The sequence below is a fragment of the Xanthomarina sp. F2636L genome, assembly GCF_026410195.1.
In the GTDB taxonomy this organism is placed as follows: Bacteria; Bacteroidota; Bacteroidia; order Flavobacteriales; family Flavobacteriaceae; genus Xanthomarina.
In genome coordinates, this window is the sequence record NZ_JAPMLM010000069.1 from 422,247 (window position 1) to 447,799 (window position 25,553).

The window sequence follows — 25,553 nt, forward strand, 5'->3', positions numbered from 1 at the left end:
TTAATCCAAACCAAATAGAAATGAAAAAGGTATTTAAACTCTTTCTTGTAATTGTATTACTATTTAATTATAGTATTCAATCTCAAGAACAAGATCCTGTTGTAAAAAACATTATTGAAGAAGCTACTAATAATTCGCAGTTAGAAATCTTAGGGCATGAATTAATGGATGTTATTGGGCCACGACTTGTTGGAACGCCACAAATGCAACAGGCAAATGATTGGGCTGTGGCTAAATATTCAAAATGGGGAATTTCAGCTAGAAATGAAAAATGGGGAGAATGGAAAGCCTGGGAAAGAGGCATAACTCATATTGATATGTTAGAACCTAGAGTCCAAACATTGGATGGGATGCAGCTAGCCTGGAGCCCTAGTACAGGACCAAAAGGTGTTACAGCCGAAGTTGTTATCATTCCAACTGTTAAAGATTCTTTAGAGTTTCAAAAATGGATGAAAACAGTAAAAGGCAAATTTGTTATGACATCTATATATCAAAAAACTGGGCGTCCAGATTACAACTGGGAAGAATTTGCCACTGAAGAGTCTTTTGAAAAAATGAAAAAAGAAAGAGATTCAATGTCTAAAGAGTGGCGAAACAATATGGAACGTACAGGTTATGGCAGGCGTGAAATAAATCAAGCTTTAGAAGAAGCAGGAGCAGCAGGAATTATTACTTCTTATTGGTCGAAAGGCTTTGGAGCGAATAAGATATTTAGTGCAAGAACAAAAAAAATTCCAACGGTTGATATTGAGTTAGAAGATTACGGTATGTTATACAGATTGGTAGAATATGGCAACAAACCAGTTGTTAAAATAGTGGCTGAGTCTAAAGATTTAGGTGTAGCACCTTCTTTAAATACCATTGCAGAAATTAAAGGCACAGAAAAACCAGATGAATACGTGATACTTTCAGCACATTTTGATTCTTGGGATGGAGGCACAGGAGCTACAGATAACGGTACTGGAACTCTAGTGATGATGGAAGCCATGCGTATTCTTAAAAAAGTATATCCAAACCCCAAACGAACTATCTTAGTTGGACATTGGGGAAGTGAAGAACAAGGTTTAAATGGTTCAAGAGCTTTTGTGGAAGATCATCCAGAAATTGTAAAAAACACCCAAGCCATGTTTAACCAAGATAACGGAACAGGAAGAGTTGTTCATTTATCTGGAGCCGGATTCTTACATTCTTATGAATATTTGACTAGATGGTTAGCAGCCGTTCCAAAAGATATTACAAAACATATTGAAACTAATTTCCCAGGTTCACCAAGTGGAGGAGGTTCAGATAATGCATCTTTTTTGGCAGCTGGAGCTCCTGCTTTTAATTTAAGTTCATTAAATTGGTCTTATTGGAATTATACCTGGCATACTAATATAGATACTTATGATAAAATTGTTTTTGACGATGTGCAAAGCAACGCCATCCTTACAGCTATTTTAGTATATATGGCTTGCGAGGACCCTAATAGAACATCTACTGAGAAAATTGTTTTACCAGTAGATTCCAGAACAGGAGAACAACGCACTTGGCCAGAACCACGTTCGCCAGAGAGAAAAGGAGGTTTAGATTAAATAACGGATAATAGATATTAAAACTTATAGTGATATATTTAAATATGTCATTATAAGTTTTTTGTGTTTTTAGACTAAATAAATTAACGTTTTTAGTAAAATAAATTAAAAACTATAATATATTTGCATTCGGTTTTGGGGAGATACTCAAGCGGCCAACGAGGGCAGACTGTAAATCTGCTGACTACGTCTTCGCAGGTTCGAATCCTGCTCTCCCCACTTTAACTCGAAAAATCCACACGGACGTGTGGATTTTTTTATTTTATAAAATATGCGTGAGTTTACTCACAAGCATATTTTATAAAATAAAAAAATAAACAGCGCAGCAGTTTGATTTTTCAATTTCAGGAAGTGTTTGTCAGGATCAACGTAGTTAATCCTAATTCTATGGTTTTCTTTGTTTTGTTTTTAAATCTTTTGTGTTCTTTAAATCTAGCTTTATAGAGTGAATTTAGTTAATCTAGGTTTTCAGAAAGTGTGAAAAAATAGACCTATAACTCTGTAAATTCATAGTTGGGTTTTTTTGTAGGAAAAAACGTTGGCTTCCATAGGGAAGGTATGGGAAAGGTATGGGAAAGCCATTAGGAAGCTATTGGAAAGGCATAAAGAATTTATAGAACTACAATGTGGGTTTGATTTTCTATTTGTTAAGGGACTAATAAGAGAGTTTCTCTTTATAGTTTTGCTTGTATGCTAATGCATTATATGGTAATATCCAATCGTTTTGCCAGCTTTTGTCAGTGCCATTATCGTTCATTTAATGTGAATGAGCTTTGACACGGAGTATGTACGGAGGATCTACGAACTATCTACGAACTGTGACCCGTCCTGACTCGTCCTAAAATAACTATACAGTTTATAAAATTAATCCTGATATAATTATACAACTATTTGTCAGTTTCTATATAGTATTCCTGGTCTAAACCTTTTTGTTCTAGGTTGATTGTTTCAATTAATTCAGGATTAGTTCTAATAGCATTTTCTACCAAATGAAAAGCCCCAAAACAAAAGTTCTGAGGCTTATTCAATTCTTATTTAGAGATACAGCTTAAAGATCGAAAGCAGCCTTTACCTTATCTACATAATCTAATTTTTCCCAAGTAAATAGTTCAACTTCCAGGTCTATTGTTTCCCCATTTATTTGCTCGAATGTTTTTGTAACAGTTTTGCTCTCTCTTCCCATATGGCCATAAGCAGCTGTTTCGCTATAAATTGGCTGACGAAGATTTAAACGATTTTCAATGGCAGATGGACGCATATCGAAAATTTCTTTTACTTTTTGCGCTATTTCACCATCTGTCATATTAAACGGACAAGTGCCATAGGTATCCACATAAATAGAAGTTGGTTCCACTACGCCAATAGCATAACTTACCTGTACAAGAACTTCTGTACAAACTCCGGCTGCCACTAAGTTTTTAGCAATATGTCTAGTTGCATAAGCACCACTTCTATCTACTTTACTTGGGTCTTTTCCAGAGAAAGCTCCTCCACCGTGGGCGCCTTTTCCTCCATACGTATCGACAATAATTTTTCTCCCTGTAAGGCCTGAATCCCCATGTGGTCCACCTATTACAAACTTCCCAGTTGGATTGATATGATATTTTATATTGTCTGTAAATAATACTTGAATATGTTCTGGTAACGAAGCAATTACACGTGGAATTAAGACTTCGATCATATCTTTTCTGATTTTTTCAAGCATGGCTTCATCAGCAGCATCTTTATCTTCTTTTGATTTCGATTTTGGCTGTATAAAATCGTCATGCTGAGTAGAAATAACGATGGCTTCAATACGTTGTGGCACGTTATCATCGCTATATTCAATAGTTACCTGACTTTTGGAATCAGGTCTTAAATAGGTGATATCTTTATTTTCTCTTCGTAATTTAGCAAGTTCTTGCATTAACCTGTGAGATAAATCTAATGCTAAAGGCATATAGTTATCTGTTTCATTGGTAGCATAACCAAACATCATTCCTTGGTCTCCTGCACCTTGCTCTTCTTTGCTTGCTCTGTCAACACCACGATTAATGTCTTCCGACTGCTCATGAATAGCTGAAAATACACCACAAGAATTGCCATCAAACATATAGGCACTTTTAGTGTATCCAATTTTGTTAATGGTGTCTCTGGCAATTTTCTGAACATCTAAATAGGTGTTCGATTTCACTTCTCCTGCCAATACAACCTGCCCAGTTGTAACTAAGGTTTCGCAAGCTACTTTTGCATCTTTGTCGAAGGCTAAAAAATGATCTATTAAAGCGTCGCTAATTTGGTCTGCTATTTTATCTGGATGTCCTTCTGAAACACTTTCAGAAGTAAATAAATAAGGCATAATTACTTGTTTTTTAAACTGTTAAATCAGAAAATGTAATATGATTGCAAGCTGCTAGAGGAGTAGAATGTTTACTGCTTTAGCATTTTATTTCCAACTTGTTTCCGAATCTTTTTATGAATTATTCTGAATCAAATTGAAGAGGTTGCAATCAGACAAATTTTTCCTCTTAATAATTGAACTGCAAAACTAATAAAATAAAATGGATTGCAAATTGTTTTTAGTTTTTTTAGTAAAAAATTTGGTTTATAACTTTTTCTAATGCAATATTTGCACTCACAAAGTTCAAAAACTTACTGAAATGTTATCAAGAAAGGTGGAGGGAATAGACCCGCTGAAGCCTTAGCAACCCTTAGTTCTATACTATGAAGGTGCTACATTCTACTTAATATTCGATTCATTTATCGAATTATTGGATAGATAACTTATACGAAATTACTCATCTGTGATTTCAATTTTTCTTTTTAACATTTTTCTATTAGGTACGCTTCTAACGAGGCTTATTTGACTTTTGGTTTAATCATTTATTAACTCAAAAAACTAGAAAAATGAGTATTCAAAATTTCGCAACAAAAGCGTTGCACACAGGTCACGATGTTACAAAAAACGGAGGAACACGTGCTGTACCAATTTACCAATCAACTTCTTATGTGTTCAACAACTCTGAACACGCAGCAAATCTCTTTTCTTTAAAAGAATTAGGGTTTATCTACACCCGATTAAACAATCCAACCAATCAGATTTTACAAGAGCGTTTAGCTGCTGTTGAAGGAGGGATTGGAGCCGTTGTTTTTGCTTCAGGAATGGCTGCTATTTCTACTGGATTATTAACACTTTTAAAAGCAGGAGATCATATTGTAGCATCCAGCAGTTTGTATGGTGGCACCTATAATTTACTAAATGTTACCTTACCAAGACTGGGTATTACAACTACCTTTGTTGATGCCTCAGAACCAGATAATTTTGCAGCTGCTGTTCAAGAAAACACAAGAGCCTTTTTTGTAGAATCTTTAGGAAATCCGAAGTTAGATGTGCTGGATTTAGAAGCTATTGCAGAACACTCCAAAGCAGCGAGAGTGCCTTTTATTGTTGATAATACGGTGGCAACCCCAGCCTTATTAAATCCGATAGCCCATGGCGCAAACATCGTGATTCATTCCTTGACAAAATATATTGGCGGACAAGGAACATCTTTAGGAGGAGCTATTATTGACGGAGGAAATTTTGATTGGTCCAGTGGAAAATTTCCGGAATTTACGGAGCCATCAGCTGGATATCATGGTTTGGTTTATCACGATACTTTAGGCGCAGCTTCTTATACGTTTAAATTGATTTTAGAAGGCTTACGCGACTATGGAGGAGCCATAAGTCCAACAAATGCTTTTAACATTATTCAAGGTTTAGAAACTCTGGATATTCGTATTAAAAAACACAGCAAAAATGCTTTGGAAATAGCCCAATGGTTGGAAAAACAAGAGGAAGTTGCCTGGGTAAATTATCCAGGTTTAGAACGTAACGAGTACCACGAATTGGCTAAAAAATACTTGCCGAATGGACAAAGTGGTTTGGTTACTTTTGGTGTAAAAGGTGGATTTGAAGCTGCTAAAACAATAGTCGATAACACCAAAATATTTTCCTTACTCGCTAATATTGGGGATACAAAATCGCTAATTATTCATCCAGCTAGCACCACGCATCAGCAATTAGATGAGGTGTCTCAAACAAGTGCAGGCGTGTCTCAAGATTTAATCAGATTGTCTGTTGGACTTGAGGATGTGGAAGACTTAAAAGCCGATTTAAAAGCAACCTTCAAAATAGTTAACGAAACTGTTTTGGAAACTGCATCTAACTTATAAAAAAGATAATTATGAGCGATTTAATTTTTAAAGTACATGGAGAAAGTGCATCTCCAGCAAAATTCATTGCAAAAGCAAGGAACTTCAAATTAATTATAGACGAACCTGAAGATTTAGGAGGAACTGATGAATATGCAAATCCTGTAGAATATTTGTTAGCTGGATTGGCTGGCTGTGTAAATGTTGTTGGGCATTTGGTTGCTAAAGAATTAGGATTTACAATTAATTCCTTAAAAATTGAAGTCGAAGGAAATATAAATCCTGATACACTATTTGGAACTTCCAATAAAGAAAGAGCGGGATTCAAGGAGATTAGTTTAAAGCTAATTCCAGAAACAGAAGCGTCTATTGAAATACTTGTGTCTTGGTTGAAAATAGTTCAAGAACGTTGTCCGGTTAAGGATAATTTATTGAACGTGACTCCGGTAAGTCTTGAGGTTGAAAAACAATATGCTATTTAATAAATGTCAAAATTAAAACACATCCAAATTCCAAATTTCAAATTAGAAATTGGTAAGACAATGACTTTAAAATTGTCTTACCAATTATTTGGAAAACCTTTAGGTACGGCACCCATTGTACTTGTTAATCATGCGCTTACTGGGAATAGTAATGTGTCTGGAACAGATGGCTGGTTGAAGGATCTTATTGGAGAGGATAAGGTGATTGATACCCAGGTTTATACAATTTTGGCTTTCAATATTCCAGGAAATGGGTACGACGATTTTATTATTGAAGACTATAAAAGCTTTATAGCAAAAGACATTGCAGCAGTATTTTTATTGGGATTAAAAGAACTTCAAATTGAAAAGCTATTTGCAATTATTGGAGGCTCTTTAGGCGGTGGTATTGCCTGGGAAATGTTAGCTATAAAACCAGATTTAGCTTGGCATTTTATTCCTGTTGCTACCGATTGGAAAGCGACCGATTGGCTTATTGCCAACTGTCAGATCCAAGAACAGTTTTTGGTTAATTCCAGTAATCCGGTGCACGATGCACGGATGCATGCCATGTTGTGTTATAGGACGCCAGCTTCGTTTAAAGAAAGGTTTCACCGTACTAAAAACAGCGATTTACAGATATTTAACGTGGAAAGCTGGTTGCTCCATCACGGTAAAAAGTTGCAAGAACGCTACCAATTGGCATCTTATAAACTCATGAATCAATTGCTTAAAACCATTGATGTTACTAATGGCGGAGCGCATAGTCTGAACATTTTAGATAAAATTCAAGCCCATATTCACATCATAGGAGTCGATTCGGATTTGTTTTTTACGGCTGAAGAAAATCGGGAAACACAAAAACAAATGGCATTAACACATCCAAATGTGACCTATAATGAAATCCATTCCATTCACGGTCACGATGCGTTTTTGATAGAATTCAATCAATTAGAAAAAATTATTTCAGGAATTTTTAAACCTGAAACAAAAGAAAAGAACATGAAAATATTAAAATTTGGAGGGAAATCTTTGGCAAACGGAAATGGTTTAAACAAAGTACTTTCCATAATAGAAAGCAAAGTAAAAGTCAAACAAAACATCGCGGTTGTTGTTTCTGCCAGAGGAAATGCCACAAACGAATTAGAAGAAATTCTTGAAAAGGCAGCCACTAATCAAGCTTATAAAACACAATTGGAAGCTTTTAAAGCCTATCAGACAGAACCTTTAAAATCGGTTGATTTTTCAGCAGAATTTTCAAAGTTGGATACCCTTTTAGAAGGCGTTAGTTTACTTGAGGATTATAGTGAAAAAATTAAAGATGAAGTTTTATCCCATGGCGAAATACTAGCAACAAAAATCATCACGCAGTTATTGACAGAACGGGCCATAAAAGCGCATGCTACAGATGCCAGGCTATTAATTAAAACTGATGCGAATTTTGGAGACGCACAGCCTATTTTAGCTGTTTCAGAGCAAAATGTAAAAGCACATTTTGAAAAGTACAATGGAGAAACTGTTCATATTGTATCCGGATTTATTGCCTCTAATTTAAAAAACCAAACGACCACTTTAGGGCGAAACGGAAGTAATTATACAGCTTCTTTATTAGCAAATTACCTGGATGCTGAAGAGCTGGAAAGCTATACCCACGTCAATGGAATTTATACAGCTAACCCAGATTTGGTTCCTGATGCCAAGAAAATAGATCAGTTAACATTTGGAGAAGCCAATGAGTTGGCCAATTTTGGGGCTAGCATTTTACATGCTAAAACCATTGTTCCTTTAATAGAAAAAAATATTAATCTGCGTATTTTAAATACCTTTAACCCTGAAGATGAAGGTACTTTAATTACATCAAAAGCAACAGTTGAGGGCATTAAATCGCTTTCAGTTTTAGATCATGTCTCGCTTATAAATTTTGAAGGACGGGGACTTTTAGGAAAAGTGGGAGTCGATGCCAGAATATTTAGAACTTTAAGTACGCACCAAATTAGTGTCAGTATTATTGCCCAAGGTTCCTCAGAGCGTGGCATTGGATTTATTGTGGCTTCCAATCGTGCAAAAGATGCTGTTGCAGCTTTAGAACAAGAGTTTGAAAATGAATTTTACACCAAAGACGTTCATAAGATATCCATTATTGATGATGTATCCGTTATTTCTATTATTGGATTGGACTTAAGTAAGTTTCATCAGCCTTATAATGCGCTTATAAAAAACCAGATTGTTCCCTTATTATTCAACAATACCATTTCTGGGAAAAATGTGAGTTTGGTGGTTAGGAAACATCAGTTACACAAAGCGCTTAACGTGATTCACGGACAAGTGTTTGGCGTGGCTAAAAACATCAATATTGCCATTTTTGGAAAAGGCTTGGTTGGTGGTACGCTGATCGATCAGATTTTGGAGAACGCCGAATCTATTTTAAAACGAAGACATATTCAATTACGTGTTTTTGCTATTGCAAACTCTAAACAGGTACTTTTAAACGCCTCTGGCATAGATGAAAATTGGAAACAGGATTTAGAAACTGAAGGCATCGGAAGCACATCAGCTCAAGCTATTATCGATTATGCTGAAAAACACCATTTAGAAAATCTGATAGCAGTTGATAATACAGCAAATGCCGATTTTATTGAAAACTATATTCCTTTAGTGGAAGCTGGTTTCGATTTGGTGTCCTCCAACAAAATAGCCAACACCGTATCTCATAGTTTTTATAAAACCTTAAGAGAAAAGTTAGCTAAAAACAAAAAGGAATATTTATATGAAACGAATGTTGGTGCAGGTTTGCCTTTAATTGATACCATTAAATTATTACACGAATCGGGTGAAAATATCACTCGAATACGTGGTGTTTTTTCCGGTTCTTTAAGTTATTTGTTTAATGCGTTTTCTTCGGAAAACAGACCATTTTCAGAGATTTTAAAAGAAGCGATTGATCAAGGTTATACAGAACCAGATCCAAGGGAAGATTTATGTGGCAACGATGTAGCTAGAAAATTATTAATCCTTGCCCGAGAGTTAGATTTAGAGAATGAATTTGAGGACATTCATATAGAAAATCTCATTCCTGAAGATTTTAGAAATAGTTCTACATCGCAATTTTTAGGAGATTTAGAAGCACTGAACGAAACCTTTCAAAAGAAAAAAGAAGCACAAAAACCAGATCACGTCTTGAGGTATATTGGCGACTTGTCGGGCGATTTGTTTCAGAGTAAAGGGCAATTGGATGTGCAATTAGTGTCGGTTCCTAAAAATTCAACTTTAGGGTCTTTAAAAGGATCAGATGCTATTTTCGAAATATTTACAGAATCTTATGGAGAAAGACCTTTAGTCATTCAAGGTGCAGGTGCAGGAAAAAATGTAACAGCAAGAGGCGTGTTTGGAGATATTTTACGATTGGCGAAAAACACCAACTAAAAGCGTTAAAAGTCATTGGTTTTAGTGCTGAATGATTACTCCATGGGAAAAAGTGATAATATAAAAGCCATAGCATCGCAGGTATTTTAAATATTCTGCTATTTTTGCCACATAATTGATATTAATGAGGCAAATTATAACCTACTTTTTGTTTTTAAGTTTCGCAATTGTTTATTCTCAGGAAAAGCAGAGCAAATCGTATTTCGATGTTAATTATTTTACAGGAAATATTGCCTTACATAATAATGATATTCTTCATTTAATTAAAGGTCACCCGGAAGGGGTTATTTTAAGCTGGAATAAAAAGTCTTTTGGAGAAAAAGACTGGGAACAGCGCTATGGTTATCCAGATTGGGGAGTTTCTTTTGCTTATCAAGATCTCAAAAATGATGTTTTGGGTGATAATTATTCGCTTTATGCACACTATAATTTTTATTTCTTAAAACGCAATTTAATGCTGCGGATTGGGCAGGGTTTAGCATATAATACCAACCCTTACGATAAGGTGGATAATCCAAAAAATGTAGCTTTTGGTTCAACTATTTTAAGTGCCACCTACGTGATGCTTAATTATAAGAAAGAAAGAATATTTGATAGGTTTGGAATTCAAGCAGGACTTTCACTTTTGCATTATTCCAATGCCAATATCAAAGCCCCAAATACCAGTGTGAATACCATTGCTTTTAATGTTGGATTGACCTATAATTTAGATGAAGCTGATCCGGAGTATATTAAAACCATTACCAAAGAAAAATTCACCCAACCTATAAAGTTTAATTTAGCCTTTAGAACTGGTATTAATGAAAGTGATGTAATAGGAAGTGGGCAATATCCGTTTTATATTTTATCTGCTTATGCCGATAAACGCTTGTCTCATAAAAGTGCGGTACACGCAGGTACAGATGTTTTTTTCTCCATGTTTTTAAAAGAATTAATTTATTATAAGTCCGTTTCTTTCCCAGAAGAGAATGTTTCAGGAGACGAAGATTATAAACGTGTTGGCCTTTTTGTAGGTCATGAATTGTTTATTAATAAGTTATCTGTAGTCACACAGTTTGGTTATTATGTGTACTATCCATACGACTTTGAGGGCAGAACTTATTTAAGAATTGGTGCAAAACGCTATTTTGGTGAAAAGTGGTTTGCAGCATTAACCTTGAAATCTCATGGCGCCAAAGCCGAAGCTGTTGAGTTTGGTGTTGGAATAAGATTGTAAAAAATGAAAAAACTACTTTATATATTCATATTAGTTAGCTTTTTTGCTTGTGATAGCGAAGATACTAATGATTGTTTTCAAAAATCAGGAGACATTGTCCAACAGGAAGTAACAGTTCCGGATTTTCATAAAATATTTGTCAATAGAAATATTGAATTGATTTTAAAAGAAGCTGCAGAAACACATGTTCTAATTGAAACAGGGAAAAATTTACTCAATGATATAGAGGTGGTTGTGGTAGATAATCAGTTGCGTGTAGTTGATAATAATACCTGTAATTTTATCAGAGATTACAAACCCACTAAAATTTATGTTTCAGCTCCAAATATTACCCAAATCAGGTGTTCGACACAGTATGATATTTTGTCCGATGGAGTTTTAAACTATAGTAATTTAAGCTTGTTTTCTGAAGATTTTGCATCAGAAGGAGATTTTACTGTAGGCGATTTTAAGCTACAAGTCAATTCCAATAGTTTAAGTATAGCATCTAATAATATTTCATCCTTTTATATTTCCGGTGAAACTAATAATTTATCTGTGGGGTTTTATTCGGGGTCCGGACGTTTTGAAGGGGCAGGTTTAATAGCTCAAAATGTCAGTATTTCTCATAGAGGTTATAACGACATGATTGTAAATCCGCAAGTATCTTTAACAGGAGTGTTACGTGGCACAGGCGATTTAATTTCTAAAAATCAACCCCCAACGGTAGAAGTAGAGCAATTGTATACTGGAAAACTAATTTTTGAGTAGGTCGTAATTATATAAAATTAAAGATTATAATTTCTTAAAAAAGAGAGTTTATCATGAAAAAGTTACCAAGCATTTTAGCAATTGTATTTTTTTTAAGTACGCTTAGTTTAATTTATGTATTTGTTTTTAAAGGAAGTGTTGTAGAAACATCAGATAATCGTGTAGGAATTGAATTATCTCAATCTAACGCTGATTTTGCTCTTAAGGAGATGCGTGGATTTTTAGAGAGTATTCAGCAAATAAATGAACGTATTTTAAATAAAGACAGCGAACAGATTTATGTAGCAGCCAGACAGTCTGGAGCGAATGTTGTGCATGAAGCTCCACAAGGAATGATGGCTAGTTTGCCTATTGGTTTTAAAAAAATGGGACTCAATGTTCACGCTAAATTTGACGAAATAGCTGATAGCATAAAAGCAAATAATAATTTTAATTATGCACAAAAAGAGTTAAATACCCTATTGAATTCTTGTATTACTTGTCACAGAACTTATAAAATTGAAGTTCGGAATTAGCGCGAACTTGTCAACTCTCTAAATAGGTTTTCCAAGCTGGTGTTTTTTTGATTCAGCTGAAGAATTTTCAACTGATTATCATGTGCAAAATCAAAAACATGAGAACGCATATCTTCTGTTGTAGAAAAGGTGATTTCATAAATAAAATCGTGTGTATTTAAGACCTGTTTTGCTTTAGGTAAATTTAATAGAAAAGCATCTTCAACTCTGTAATCAAACTCTACAATAACTATTTGTTCTTGACCTTCTCTTAGATCTTTTAATTTTTTGTCTGTCACAATTTCTCCGTTATTAATAATAATTACACGATCGCACATGGCTTCCACCTCTTGCATGATGTGAGTAGAAAGAAAAACAGTTTTTTCCTTTCCTATATTTTTAATTAAGGTTCTGATTTCTACCAATTGATTTGGGTCTAAACCTGTAGTGGGTTCGTCTAAAATTAAAACATCTGGATTGTGCAATAGCGCATTTGCCAGACCTACACGCTGTCTGTAACCTTTAGAAAGTTGTTGAATTTTTTTATGAGCCTCAGAAGTTAATCCGGTTAGTTTTATAACTTCTTCAATACGTTCTTTTTCAACCCCATAAACCTGTGCGTTAAAGGTTAAATATTCTCTAACATACTGTTCTAAGTACAAAGGGTTGTGTTCAGGTAAGTATCCAACACTTTGTTGCACCTTTTGTTTATTGGTGTTTACATCAAAATCATTCACTTTAGCTTGTCCTTCAGAAGCCTCAATATAGGTGGTTAAAATCTTCATCATAGTCGATTTTCCAGCACCATTAGGACCTAGAAAACCAACAATTTCTGGTTTATTCACTTTAAACGACACCTTGTTTAATGCTTTTTGCGACCCGTAAATTTTTGAGATGTTTTCAACTTCAATAGACATAAAACTTGTATATTTTTTGTAAAAATAACTATTTAGTAAACGATTTCAATTAAAAATTAGTCTATACATTTTGTTTTTTCATTTTATTAGCTACATTAGCAGTCTGAAAATGAAAGCAACATTGAATTTTGCATATTATAACTGGAATTATTTCTTTTTTAACAGAAGAAACGAGACCTCGTATATGTAATTTTTATTAATAATACATGATATAAAAGTCTCGATGAAAATCGGGACTTTTTTTTTGATAAAATTTAAACTTAAGAATAATTTTGATTAAAACTGTAGCCATACAAGGAGTAAAAGGATCATTCCATCATATTGTGGCTCAGCAATACTTTGGAAGTGGAGTAACATTAAAAGAATGTTTGACTTTTGATGAAGCAGTACAAAGCTTAGTTTCAGGATCGACAGATGCTGTTGTTATGGCCTTAGAAAATTCTATTGCTGGATCGATTATTCCTAATTATGCATTGATAGACACTCATAATTTGCACATAGTTGGGGAGCATTATTTAGATGTGCAACATCATTTAATGGCTTTGCCAAAGCAAGATATTAGTGATATTGTTGAGGTATTTTCTCATCCCATGGCTTTGTTACAATGCAAAGAGTTTTTTAAAAGGCATTCACATATTAAACTTGTGGAAGACAAAGATACAGCCGAAGTCGCCCAGCGAATTCAAAATAAAAACTTAAAAGGAGTGGCAGCTATAGCAAGTAAATTAGCTTCAGAATTATTTGAATTAAACATCATATCAGAAAGTATCCAAACTATACGAAACAATGAAACACGATTTGCGATAATCAAAAGAGAAAATCATGAAATACCTCAGAAAGAGATAAATAAAGCATCCATAAAATTCCAATTAGAGCACAAAAGAGGTAGTCTGGCAGCTATATTAAATGTTATGAGCGACTGTAAACTGAATTTAACCAAAATTCAATCCTTACCAAAGATTGAAACTCCTTGGAAATATGCTTTTTTTGTGGATATCACTTTTAAAGATTTCGAAGATTATAAAAAAGCAAAATCCATTATGGAAATCATGACCGAAGAATTTAAAATATTAGGAGAATATAAAAACACAAAACAATGATTGAAGCAGCGCAAAGATTGCAATCCATTGAAGAATACTACTTTTCGAAAAAACTTCGGGAAGTAAGATTGTTAGAAGCCAATGGCAAACCAATCATTAATTTAGGGATTGGGAGTCCGGATTTGCAGCCATCACAAAAAGTAATTATAGCTTTAAACACCAGTTTAAACGATGCTCAAGCTAACCAATATCAAAGCTATCAAGGTTTGCCAGAACTACGGGAAGCTATGGTATCTTTTTATAGAGATCAGTTTCAAGTGTTTTTAAGCCCAAACACAGAAGTATTACCACTTATGGGGAGCAAAGAGGGCATCATGCATATTTCAATGGCTTTTTTAAATCCCGGAGATCAGGTGCTTATTCCAAACCCAGGATACCCAACCTATGCCTCGGTTACAAGCCTAGTTGGGGCGAAGCCTGTTTTGTATAACTTAAATGAAGATAATAATTGGATACCCGATCTAGAAATGCTGGAGGAAAAAGACTTGTCAAAAGTAAAATTAATGTGGATTAATTACCCTCATATGCCAACTGGAGCAGTTGCAACTGAAGCCTTTTTTGTTAAGCTAGTAGCATTTGCAAAAAGACATCGGATTTTGATAGTGAATGATAATCCCTATGGTTTTATTTTGAACAACTCCCCTAGAAGTATTTTAAGTATTCCGGGAGCAAAAGATGTGTGTTTAGAACTAAATTCTTTAAGCAAAACTTTTAATATGTCTGGCTGGAGAATTGGGATGGTTTTGGGGAAATCGGATTATATAAATCATATTTTAAAAGTTAAAAGCAATATGGATTCTGGTATGTTTTATGGCATTCAAAAAGGTGCTATTGAAGCTTTAAAATGCTCAAAGTTATGGTATGTAAGTTTGAATAATGTGTATGAAGAAAGGCGCAAATTAATTTGGCAATTAGCTGATAAATTAAACTGTTCGTATGATAAAAATGCTGCAGGATTATTTGTTTGGGCAAAAACACCACCTTTTATAAAATCGGAAGAGTTTATCGACTTATTACTTAAAGAATATAACATTTTTATAGCTCCAGGCACTGTTTTTGGAAGTCAAGGTGAAGGGTATGTTAGGTTTTCACTTTGTGCGACTACAGACATTATAGAAGAAGCTATTGCTAGAATTAAATAAGGATGAAAAACATATATATTATAGGAGTTGGATTGATAGGAGGAAGCATTGCCAAAGATGTTAAGAAACTGAATCCAGAGATTATTATTTTTGGGATTGATAATAATGAAGTACATCTAGAGGAGGCTCTTTCACTAAAGTTCATAGATAAAAAAGCTACTTTTGATGATTTAGACCAAGCTGATTTAGTCATTGTTTCCATACCAGTTGATGTTACAGAAATGTTACTGCCACAAATTTTAGATAAAGTCTCAGACGAAACGTTGGTAATAGATTCTGGATCAACTAAAGCAAGTATCTGTAAAGCAGTAGAGAATCATCCAAAACGACGAAATTTTTTAGCGACACATCCCATTGCTGGAACTGAATTTTCAGGGCCAAAAGCAGCCATGGAAGGTTTATTTGTAAACAAAACAAACATAATTTGTGAAATAGAAAAAACGGCTTTTAAATTGCAAGAACGCGCTTTAACTATTTTTAAAATTATGGGTATGAATATGCGCTATATGAATCCAGATGCACATGATAAACACATTGCTTATGTATCACATTTATCTCATATTAGTGCGTTTATGCTAGGTAAAACAGTTATAGAGAAAGAAAAGAACGAACGAGATATTTTCGATTTAGCAGGAAGTGGATTTGCATCAACGGTTCGTTTGGCAAAAAGTTCGCCACAGATGTGGACCCCTATTTTTAAACAAAATAAAACAAATGTTATTGAAACTCTTGAAGAATATATAAGCAATCTTACTAAATTTAAAGAGTTTATGGAAGCTGATAATTTTGACGACATTTTTAATGAAATGGAGAATACAAATCATATTAAAAAGATATTAAACGGAATACAATAATTAAAAAAAACAAATCCCAAAAACTAAATTCCAACAGGTGTTAGTTTTAATCTGCAATTGGAATTTAGGACTTGAATTTTGGAATTATTAAAATATTATGGAAAACAAAAAAGAACTAAAAAACTGGTTACATGCATTCAATCTAGAGCATCCTCTAGTGATTGCAGGACCATGTAGTGCAGAAACCGAAGAACAAGTATTAACCATTGCTCATCAATTAAAAGCTAGTGACACAACTGTTTTAAGAGCTGGAATCTGGAAACCAAGAACGCGTCCAGGAAATTTTGAAGGAGTAGGAGCTTTAGGCTTAAAATGGTTGCAAAAAGCTAAAGCAGAAACTGGCTTAATGACTGCAACAGAAGTTGCTAATGCCAATCATGTGGATTTGGCCATGCAACACGATGTGGATGTTTTATGGATTGGTGCCAGAACAACTGTAAGTCCGTTTATAGTTCAGGAAATTGCTGAAGCTTTAAAAGGAACAGATAAAATAGTCTTGGTTAAAAATCCAGTAAACCCAGATTTAGCACTTTGGTTAGGTGCTGTAGAGAGATTTCATACGTCAGGAATAAATAATTTAGGGGTCATTCACAGAGGGTTTTCAACCTACGAAAAAACGAGATATAGAAACAATCCGGAATGGCAATTGCCCATTGATTTACAGAATCGGTTTCCAGATTTGCCACTTATTTTAGATCCGTCACATATTGCTGGTCGAAGAGATATTATTTTCGATTTGTGCCAAACGGCTTTAGATTTAAATTACGATGGCTTGATGGTAGAAACACACCATAATCCAGACAAAGCCTGGAGCGATGCATCGCAGCAAATTACACCAGAAACACTTATTCAATACACCAAAGATTTACGTATTAGAAAGGAAATTGGTGAAGCCGCAGAATTTAAAAATAAAATAAACACGTTGCGTACTCAAATAGATGTTATAGATCATCAATTAATAGAAATGTTGGGCAAACGTATGAAAGTGGCTGATGATATTGGAGCTCTAAAAAAATCTCATAATGTAGCTGTTTTACAAACCAAACGTTGGAATGAGATTTTAGGAAAAATGATTCTTCAAGGAGAAGAAAAGAATTTAAGTGAAGAATTTATTTTACGTGTTTTTAAAGCAGTACATCAAGAGTCTATTAATCATCAAGAGAAAATTATTAATAGCTAAATATGAATAGTTCGTGCCATTATTAACGAATCTCTTTTAATTATTAATTAATAATGGCATCTTTGTAATAATGACAGGAATAGTATATAAATCTACGGGAAGTTGGTACACTGTGAAAACAGATTTAGGTGCTACATATCAATGCCGAATTAAGGGGAAATTCCGAATTCAAGGCATAAAAAGCACCAACCCAATTGCTGTTGGAGATCGCGTGGATTTCGATTTAGATACGGATAATAACGATGAACCTGTTGGAATTGTAACACATATTCACGATAGAAAAAACTACATTGTAAGGAAGTCCGTGAATCTTTCAAAGCAAACACATATTATTGCTTCAAATATCGATCAGGTTTTTTTATTGGTTACTATTGATAATCCTCCAACTTTTACAAGTTTTATCGATCGATTTTTGGTAACTGCCGAAGCTTATTCTATCAAAACAATTTTACTGTTTAACAAGATTGATACTTATAACGAAGAGACTTTAAACGAAGTGAGATATTTAGCTCATGTTTATAGGCAAATAGGTTATGAGTGTATTGGTATTTCGGCAGAAACAGGTAAGAATATCGATAAAGTAAAAGCGTTGATGCAAGATAAAGTGAGCATGTTTGCTGGGCATTCAGGAGTTGGGAAATCGACTTTAGTCAATGCCATTGAGCCAGAATTAGATTTAAAAACAAAAGCAATTTCAAGTCAACACATGCAAGGACAACATACCACCACTTTTGCTGAAATGTATGACTTAAGTTTTGGAGCAAAAATTATAGATACTCCTGGAATTAAAGGTTTTGGTGTTGTAGATATGGATAAGGCTGAGGTTGGCGATTATTTTCCTGAATTTTTTAAGCTAAAACAAGATTGTAAGTTTAATAATTGCATTCATGTGGACGAGCCCAAATGTGCTGTAAAAGATGCTTTAGATCGAGATGAAATTGCCTATTCTAGATATAGAAGTTATTTACAAATTCTTGAAGGGGAAGACGAACATTATAGAACCGATACTTGGGAAAAAGAGTAAAAAATGAAGGTAGTTATTCAAAGAGTTTCTAAAGCCAATGTAACCATTGATGGAAAGCAAGTAGCGTCTATTGCCAATGGGATACTTGTTTTATTGGGTATTGTAGATGAAGATACCAAAGAAGATATTAAATGGCTATCCAATAAAATAACAAATCTTCGAGTTTTTAATGATGAAAATAATGTGATGAATCAATCTTTAAAAGATATTCATGGAGATGCAATTGTTGTTAGCCAGTTTACGCTTCATGCAAACACAAAAAAAGGAAATAGGCCAAGTTATATTAAAGCAGCCAAACCAGATATTGCCATTCCTTTGTATGACTCTTTTGTAAGACAATTAGAATCAGATCTAGGAAAACCAGTTCAAACCGGAGAATTTGGTGCAGATATGAAAGTGGGGCTTGTAAACGACGGTCCTGTAACCATTATCATTGACACTAAAAATAAAGAATAAAAGCATTAATTGTACTTTTAGCTTTGTTTCTACATAATTAATTCTATTTTTGAGATAGAGAAAAGAAGTTACCTACATGCAAAAAATAATACTTTTAGTACTCTCCTCACTAATTTATACGCAAATAGCAGCTCAGGATGATTATTTACTTCATGTAAATTCCATCCCTTTAGAACTTAGAGTAAAGTCGAATGCTGTGGTTAGATTTAATGATGTTCAAATAAATATCATTGCCTACAACAAAGTGGTATATACCAATAAAAGAATTATTACAGTTTTAAATAAGGAAGGCGATTATAAAGTAGATGCTTATCATCATTATGACGAGAATATCAACATTCAAAATCTTGAAGCTCGCGTATTTAACTCCAACGGAAAGGAAATTAAGAAATTTAAAAAAAACGATTTTAAGGATGTTAGTGCTGTTTCAGGAGGTACTTTATATTCAGATAGTCGCGTAAAATACCTAGATTATACACCAATTAATTATCCATACACCATTCTTTTTGAAACCAAGGTAATTTATAATTCTACGGCTTTTATACCAAGCTGGCTTCCCATTGAAGGGTTTTATGTAAGTTCAGAAAACAACGAGTATAAAATTACAAACACTTCAGAAATTCCTATTAAAATAAAAACTTCAAATTTTGAAGCGTATAACATTAAAAAAATTAGTGACTTTCATTATCGATCAGAAAATTTACAAGCCATAGAGCCTGAAGCTTACAGTCCAGACTTTAAAACGTATGCTCCAATTTTAAAAGCAGCCTTGACCCAGTTCGATATGGAAGGTATAAAAGGAGTTAATACTAATTGGGAGGATTTTGGCTTATGGATTAATAACAGCCTTATTAGTGGGACACAAGAATTACCTCAAGCCGTTAAAAATAATATAAAATATCTTACAGAAAACGCTAATTCTAACATGGAAAAAGCTAAGATTGTCTATGAATATATGCAAGATAAAACACGCTATATTAGTGTTCAAGTTGGTATTGGAGGATGGAAGCCTATGGAGGCGCAAGATGTAGATAGGTTAGCCTATGGAGATTGTAAAGCCTTAACTAATTACACTCAGGCTTTATTAAAAGAAGTTGGTGTACCTTCTTATTACACTATTATTTACGGAGCTGATAACCTAATAGATATAGATCAAGATTTTTCGGCAACCCAAGGCAATCATGCTATTTTATGTTTACCTAATAATGGGGATTATGTCTGGCTTGAATGCACAAGTAAAACCAATCCGTTTGGTTATAATGCTAATTTTACAGACGATAGAGAGGCCTTAATAATTACTCCTGAAGGTGGAAAAATTGTTCGTACCAAAGTGTATCATGCAAAAGAAAATCTACAAGAAATACAGGCAGATATCATTCTAGATGATACCGGAACTGTTATTGGAGAAATTAAAATCCAGTCAAAAGGAGCGCAATATGGCAAACATGAAGGCATCCAAACAACCACTGTAAAAGAACAGGAATTATACTATAAAAACGATTTTTGGAGCGATTTAAACAATCTAGAAATTCTAAAAATGAATTTTAATAATAATAAAGATAGTATTGTTTTTACAGAAGATATTAAAGTAAAAATACCTAGATATGCTTCTAAAGCTGGAAATAGATTATTGTTTCAACCTAATTTGTTTAATAAAATAACAAAAACACCGCCAAGATATAAAAATAGAAAATTACCATTTGTAATTGAGAGAGGATATACAGATGTAGATACCTACGAAATTCAATTTTCAAATAGCCTGCATGTGGAAGCTATTAAAGAACCTGTGACTATTAAAAATAAATTTGGTTCTTATAAGTTAAGCATAACTACTGCAAATAATATTATAACTTACAAACGTGAATTGATACTTAATAAAGGAACTTATTCTAAAGAAGACTATCAGGAATTTAGGGATTTTTGCTTAAGTATAAAGAAACACGATAGCTCCAAGATAGTATTTAACTCAAAAACCTAACCAAGCCATGAAATTAGTTTTTTTATTCGTATCTGTATTTGCTTTGCAGATGGCAACAGCCCAAGATTATAAATTTGGAAAAATAAGCAAAGAAGAACTTCAAGAAACATCAGACCCTGAAGATCCAGAAGCCAATGCAGCTGTTTTATATAGAAGTCAAGAAATCAAATTTGAATATATAGAAAGTAAAGGGTTTGTTCAGAAAAATGATATTCACGAACGCATTAAAATTTATAATAAAGAGGGTTTTGATCAAGCAACAAAATCTATTAAACTTTATAATGAATCTAATGAGTTAGAAGAAAGCTTAACAGGATTTAAAGCATATACCTATAATTTAGAAGGGAATAAAATTACTGAAGACAAGTTGAAAAATGATGGCATTTTCGAAGAGGAAACCAATAAATATTGGTTAACAACCAAATTTACCATGCCTAATATTAAGGAAGGCTGCATTATAGAATATAAGTATACCATTCAATCAGAACTTATTAGAATAGATGATATTGAATTTCAGCAGGAAATACCTATTAGAAAATTAGATTTTAAAATGGTAACTCCAGAATTTTATAATTATTCAAAATACCCGAATCTAAGGGCTGCTTACTATCCGCAATTAAATGATAGTTATAAAGAAAAAACCGTGTCATTATCAGGAGAAATGCAAACGTCTATAGAACATGCTGGTGGAAGAAGAGAAGCTCGATCAGATTTTAGTAGAAATGATTGGAAATATTCAGAAAATATAACAACTGCTAATTTAGACAACATTCCTGCCATGAAAAGTGAAACTCATGTATCTAATTTAGACAACTATAGAGCCGTCATGAAGATGGATTTAAATTATATTCAATATCCAAACCAACCAAGAAAAGATTATTCTACTAATTGGGAGAGGGTAACTACAACCATTTATAATAGTAACGATTTTGGTGAGCAATTAAAAAAATCAGGATACTTTAGTAACGATTTAAGTGCTGCCATAGCAGGTGCTACAGACCCTATAGAACAAACCTATAACATTTTTAACTTTGTAAAACATAAAGTTAAGTGGAATGGGCTTCATGGTTACTATACAGATTTAGGAGTTAGACAAGCATATAAACAAGGAGTAGGTAACGTGGCAGATATTAATTTAATTTTAATAGCCATGTTACGTGAAGCCGGATTAGAGGCCAACCCAGTTTTAATTAGTACCAAAGACAATGGCGTGCCATTGTTTCCAACTCGAAACGGTTTTAATTATGTTATTTGTGCCGTTAATACAGCACAAGGAATTATACTATTAGATGCTTCCGATAGCTTTACTAGTTTGAATGTTATACCGGTTAAAGCATTAAATTGGCAAGGACGTTTAATCCGTAAAGATGGAAGTTCAGACTGGATTAATTTATCTGTTCAAAACCCTTCAAAAGAAATTGTTTCATTAAACATGAAACTAAATCCAGATTTATCAGCAACAGGAAAAGTTAGAAATCAATATACAGATTATAGTGCTTTAGATTATAGAAATACGTTTGAAAATTATTCACAAGACGATTTAATAAAAGAAATTGAATCTGAAAATGGAAACTTACAGGTTTCAAATATTGAAGTTGCAGATATGGTTGTTCCAATAAAACCTGTACTTTTATCTTATGAATATCAATTAGATGAAGCTTTAGAGGAAATTGGGGATAACTATTATTTTTCACCTTTGTTATTTTTGAAAATAAAAGAATCACCTTTTAAACTTCAAAACAGAAAGTACCCAATAGACTTAAATTTCCCTACCTCAAGAAAATACATGGTAAATATTATGTTGCCTGAAGGGTTTCAGGTAGAATCTTTGCCAGAAAATCAAAAAGTACAGTATAATAAAACAGAAGGCGAATTTACATATTTAGTAAAAGAAAATGGCTCGATGCTTCAGTTGGTAATTACATTAGACTTAAATAACACCTTAATTTTACCAGCTAATTACCAGGAGTTTAAAAAGTTTTTTGAGTTATTGGTCAGTAAGCAAGCCGAAAAAATTGTTCTTAAAAAAGTATAGACATGGACATAAAAAACGCACAAAAAATAGTTGACAGTTGGATAAAAGAACACGGGGTTCGTTATTTTAACGAGCTCACTAATATGGCACAACTTACAGAAGAAGTGGGCGAGGTAGCTAGAATTATTGCTAGACGTTATGGCGAACAAAGCGAGAAGGAAAGCGATAAAGACAAAGATTTAGGCGAAGAGTTAGCAGATGTTGTATTTGTAGTTTTATGTTTAGCCAACCAAACAGGAATAGATTTACAAGCTGCTTTCGATAAAAAAATGGATATTAAAACCAAACGCGACCACGATAGACACCATAATAACAAAAAACTAAAATAAAATACAAACGTCACATCTAGCGTTGTCAAGACGTCCCTTGTTTCTAGATACTTATGAACATTCAACTTAATAAATCTACTTTAAATAAAAAGTCAGCTATCAATATAACAGGTTCTAAAAGTGAGTCTAATAGAATGTTGTTGTTACAGGCTTTATATCCAAATATAGAGATTGATAATCTTTCAAACTCTGATGATACTAAGGTTATGTTGGAAGCTTTGTCTACATCTTCAAGAAATATAGATATCCATCATGCAGGTACAGCCATGCGTTTTTTAACAGCTTATTTTGCAACACAAAGTGGTAGAGACGTTGTTTTAACAGGTTCAGATAGAATGAAACAGCGACCAATAAAAATTTTGGTCGATGCCCTTAAAAATCTTGGAGCAGAAATCACGTATTTAGAGTCTGAAGGGTTTCCTCCATTAAAAATTACAGGAAAGAGTCTAACTAAAAATAAAGTCACCTTAAAAGCCAATATAAGCAGTCAGTACATTTCAGCTTTATTACTTATTGCTCCTAAGCTGGAAAACGGTTTAGAACTTACTTTAGAAGGAGAAATCACCTCTATTCCTTATATAAATATGACTTTAAGTTTGTTAAATCAGATAGGTGTAAATACAAACTTTCATAATAATGTTATTAAAGTCAATCAACAATCAGAAATCGTCAATCAACAATCGTTAATTGAAAGCGACTGGTCGTCAGCATCTTATTTTTATAGTATGGTGGCTTTAAGTGATGTGGGCACAGAAATTACTTTGTCTTCTTATAAACAAAACAGTTTGCAAGGAGATTCTATATTAGCAAAAATATATCAAGATTTTGGAGTAGAAACCAGCTTTCAAAATAATTCTGTAAGTCTTTCAAAAGTAAAATTCTGCTCGCAGAACAGGCTAAATTATCAGCTAAATAATTCTCCGGATATTGCTCAAACCATTGCCATAACTTGTTTTGCTTTAGGATTGGAATGCCAATTAACAGGACTTCATACCTTAAAAATAAAAGAAACAGATAGACTTTTGGCACTTAAAACCGAAATTGAAAAATTAGGAGGTGAAGTTTCCATTACAGAGGATAGTTTGTTTTTAAAAGCTTTTAAATTTATAAATCCCCAAGTAAATATTGATACATATAACGATCATAGAATGGCTATGGCATTTGCTCCTTTAGCTCTAGTAACTTCAATAGGAATCAATGATGCCGAAGTAGTTTCAAAATCGTATCCAACGTTTTGGGAAGATTTAAAAGGTATCGGATTTCAAGTATCTAAATAATAAATGCCTAAATACTTGACAACGCCTACTTTCAGGTTGTATATTTGCAACCTTTACAAAAACAAATCACTTTCATTTTAACATAAAAATTGATAGACACTTATGAAATTATCACATTTTAGTTTTGACCTTCCAGAAGAATTATTAGCAGAATATCCATCTGAAAACAGAGACGAATCTCGTTTAATGGTTTTAAATAGAGAAAAACAAACTATTGAACATAAAATGTTTAAAGACATTATAGATTATTTCGATAAAGATGATGTGATGGTACTTAATAATACCAAAGTCTTTCCTGCCAGACTTTTTGGAAACAAAGAAAAGACTGGAGCGAGAATTGAAGTGTTTTTATTAAGAGAATTAAACGAAGAGCAACGTCTTTGGGATGTGCTTGTAGATCCAGCTAGAAAAATTAGAATTGGAAACAAATTATACTTTGGCGAAGGAGAATCTTTAGTTGCAGAGGTTATCGACAATACAACTTCAAGAGGTAGAACATTACGTTTTTTATATGATGGGTCTTATAGAGATTTCCGTGTAAAACTTAAAGAACTAGGCGAAACACCACTTCCAAAATACATAAAAAGAGAAGTAGAACCAGAAGATGAAGAGCGTTACCAAACCATTTTTGCTAAAAATGAAGGTGCTGTAGCAGCTCCAACTGCCGGATTACATTTTTCTAAACACCTTTTAAAGCGTTTAGAAATTAAAGGCGTTAATCTTGCTGAAGTCACTTTACATGTTGGCTTAGGAACTTTTAATCCAGTAGAGGTTGAAGATTTATCGAAGCACAAAATGGATAGTGAAGAAATAATCATTAAAAAAGATGCTGTAGATACTATTAATACTGGTATTAAAACTAAAAGACGTGTGTGTGCTGTTGGAACAACTGCCATGCGTGCCATTGAAAGCTCTGTGTCATCAAGTGGAACTTTAAACGAATTTGATGGATGGTCTAATAAATTTATTTTCCCACCATACGAATTTAGTATTGCAAACAGTATGATTACTAACTTCCATACACCAAAATCAACCTTATTAATGATGGTTTCTGCTTTTGCAGGACACGATTTCATTAAAAAGGCTTACGATGAAGCTATTAAAGAAAAATATAAATTCTATAGTTATGGTGATGCCATGCTAATTATTTAATTTCGAAATATATCTATT

The 25,553-nt window shown here is 33.5% G+C and carries 20 protein-coding genes, 1 tRNA gene and 1 riboswitch; of the genes, 19 read left to right on the forward strand and 2 right to left on the reverse strand.

Annotation, left to right across the window (positions count from 1 at the left end; all coding sequences use genetic code 11):
• Positions 1–20: 20 nt before the first annotated feature.
• Positions 21–1,574, forward strand: coding sequence for a M20/M25/M40 family metallo-hydrolase (locus tag OS191_RS13055; protein ID WP_267156156.1), 1,554 nt, complete (start codon positions 21–23; stop codon positions 1,572–1,574).
• Positions 1,575–1,711: 137 nt separating this feature from the next.
• A tRNA-Tyr gene (locus OS191_RS13060) sits at positions 1,712–1,793 on the forward strand.
• A gap of 829 nt (positions 1,794–2,622) precedes the next feature.
• On the opposite strand, the gene metK is transcribed toward OS191_RS13060, so the two are convergent.
• Positions 2,623–3,912: a methionine adenosyltransferase gene (metK, locus tag OS191_RS13065; protein WP_267156157.1), complete on the reverse strand. Its 1,290-nt coding sequence runs from the start codon at positions 3,910–3,912 to the stop codon at positions 2,623–2,625.
• A 301-nt stretch (positions 3,913–4,213) separates the two neighbouring features.
• Positions 4,214–4,339, forward strand: a riboswitch (SAM riboswitch).
• A 121-nt stretch (positions 4,340–4,460) separates the two neighbouring features.
• Between metK and OS191_RS13070 the strand changes: the two genes are divergently transcribed.
• From OS191_RS13070 to OS191_RS13095, 6 genes are all read left to right on the forward strand, one after another.
• Positions 4,461–5,768, forward strand: coding sequence for an O-acetylhomoserine aminocarboxypropyltransferase/cysteine synthase family protein (locus tag OS191_RS13070; RefSeq protein WP_267156158.1), 1,308 nt, complete (start codon positions 4,461–4,463; stop codon positions 5,766–5,768).
• Between the two features lie 11 nt (positions 5,769–5,779).
• Positions 5,780–6,229: an OsmC family protein gene (locus tag OS191_RS13075; protein WP_267156159.1), complete on the forward strand. Its 450-nt coding sequence runs from the start codon at positions 5,780–5,782 to the stop codon at positions 6,227–6,229.
• Positions 6,230–6,232: 3 nt separating this feature from the next.
• Complete coding sequence (gene thrA / locus OS191_RS13080) at positions 6,233–9,631, forward strand: bifunctional aspartate kinase/homoserine dehydrogenase I (protein ID WP_267156160.1); 3,399 nt, start codon at positions 6,233–6,235, stop codon at positions 9,629–9,631.
• 124 nt (positions 9,632–9,755) lie between these two features.
• Positions 9,756–10,847 (forward strand): acyloxyacyl hydrolase, encoded by a 1,092-nt coding sequence (locus OS191_RS13085; RefSeq protein ID WP_267156161.1) that lies wholly within the window; start codon positions 9,756–9,758, stop codon positions 10,845–10,847.
• Between the two features lie 3 nt (positions 10,848–10,850).
• Entirely contained in the window at positions 10,851–11,597 is a 747-nt protein-coding gene (locus OS191_RS13090; RefSeq protein WP_267156162.1) for a head GIN domain-containing protein, read from the forward strand.
• A gap of 53 nt (positions 11,598–11,650) precedes the next feature.
• Complete coding sequence (locus OS191_RS13095; protein ID WP_267156163.1) at positions 11,651–12,112, forward strand: hypothetical protein; 462 nt, start codon at positions 11,651–11,653, stop codon at positions 12,110–12,112.
• On the opposite strand, the gene gldA is transcribed toward OS191_RS13095, so the two are convergent.
• A complete protein-coding gene (gene gldA / locus OS191_RS13100) occupies positions 12,109–13,008 on the reverse strand; it encodes a gliding motility-associated ABC transporter ATP-binding subunit GldA (protein WP_267156164.1) in 900 nt (299 codons plus the stop codon). The genes OS191_RS13095 and gldA overlap by 4 nt on opposite strands.
• A gap of 272 nt (positions 13,009–13,280) precedes the next feature.
• Here gldA and OS191_RS13105 point away from each other — a divergent pair, with 272 nt between their 5' ends.
• The 11 genes from OS191_RS13105 (at position 13,281) to queA (ending at position 25,535) form a co-directional block, all read left to right on the forward strand.
• Positions 13,281–14,108: a prephenate dehydratase gene (locus OS191_RS13105; protein ID WP_267156165.1), complete on the forward strand. Its 828-nt coding sequence runs from the start codon at positions 13,281–13,283 to the stop codon at positions 14,106–14,108.
• A complete protein-coding gene (locus tag OS191_RS13110) occupies positions 14,105–15,250 on the forward strand; it encodes a pyridoxal phosphate-dependent aminotransferase (protein WP_267156166.1) in 1,146 nt (381 codons plus the stop codon). Before OS191_RS13105 ends, OS191_RS13110 begins: the two co-directional genes overlap by 4 nt.
• Positions 15,251–15,252: 2 nt before the next feature.
• Positions 15,253–16,104 carry a prephenate dehydrogenase gene (locus OS191_RS13115; protein ID WP_267156167.1) on the forward strand — a complete coding sequence of 284 codons (852 nt, stop codon included), beginning with the start codon at positions 15,253–15,255 and terminating at the stop codon, positions 16,102–16,104.
• Between the two features lie 97 nt (positions 16,105–16,201).
• Positions 16,202–17,284 (forward strand): bifunctional 3-deoxy-7-phosphoheptulonate synthase/chorismate mutase type II, encoded by a 1,083-nt coding sequence (locus OS191_RS13120; RefSeq protein WP_267156168.1) that lies wholly within the window; start codon positions 16,202–16,204, stop codon positions 17,282–17,284.
• 70 nt (positions 17,285–17,354) lie between these two features.
• On the forward strand, positions 17,355–18,308 hold the full coding sequence (rsgA, locus tag OS191_RS13125) for a ribosome small subunit-dependent GTPase A (protein WP_267156169.1): 954 nt from the start codon (positions 17,355–17,357) through the stop codon (positions 18,306–18,308).
• 3 nt (positions 18,309–18,311) lie between these two features.
• The gene (gene dtd, locus OS191_RS13130; RefSeq protein ID WP_267156170.1) at positions 18,312–18,764 is read left to right on the forward strand and encodes a D-aminoacyl-tRNA deacylase; all 453 of its coding nucleotides are present in this window, start codon (positions 18,312–18,314) and stop codon (positions 18,762–18,764) included.
• A gap of 76 nt (positions 18,765–18,840) precedes the next feature.
• Entirely contained in the window at positions 18,841–20,742 is a 1,902-nt protein-coding gene (locus OS191_RS13135; RefSeq protein WP_267156171.1) for a DUF3858 domain-containing protein, read from the forward strand.
• Between the two features lie 7 nt (positions 20,743–20,749).
• On the forward strand, positions 20,750–22,777 hold the full coding sequence (locus OS191_RS13140; protein ID WP_267156172.1) for a DUF3858 domain-containing protein: 2,028 nt from the start codon (positions 20,750–20,752) through the stop codon (positions 22,775–22,777).
• Between the two features lie 2 nt (positions 22,778–22,779).
• Positions 22,780–23,106, forward strand: a complete 327-nt coding sequence (locus tag OS191_RS13145) for a nucleotide pyrophosphohydrolase (protein WP_267156173.1) — start codon at positions 22,780–22,782, stop codon at positions 23,104–23,106.
• A 53-nt stretch (positions 23,107–23,159) separates the two neighbouring features.
• Positions 23,160–24,383 carry a 3-phosphoshikimate 1-carboxyvinyltransferase gene (locus tag OS191_RS13150; protein ID WP_267156174.1) on the forward strand — a complete coding sequence of 408 codons (1,224 nt, stop codon included), beginning with the start codon at positions 23,160–23,162 and terminating at the stop codon, positions 24,381–24,383.
• 102 nt (positions 24,384–24,485) lie between these two features.
• Positions 24,486–25,535, forward strand: coding sequence for a tRNA preQ1(34) S-adenosylmethionine ribosyltransferase-isomerase QueA (gene queA, locus OS191_RS13155; protein ID WP_267156175.1), 1,050 nt, complete (start codon positions 24,486–24,488; stop codon positions 25,533–25,535).
• Positions 25,536–25,553 lie beyond the last annotated feature (18 nt).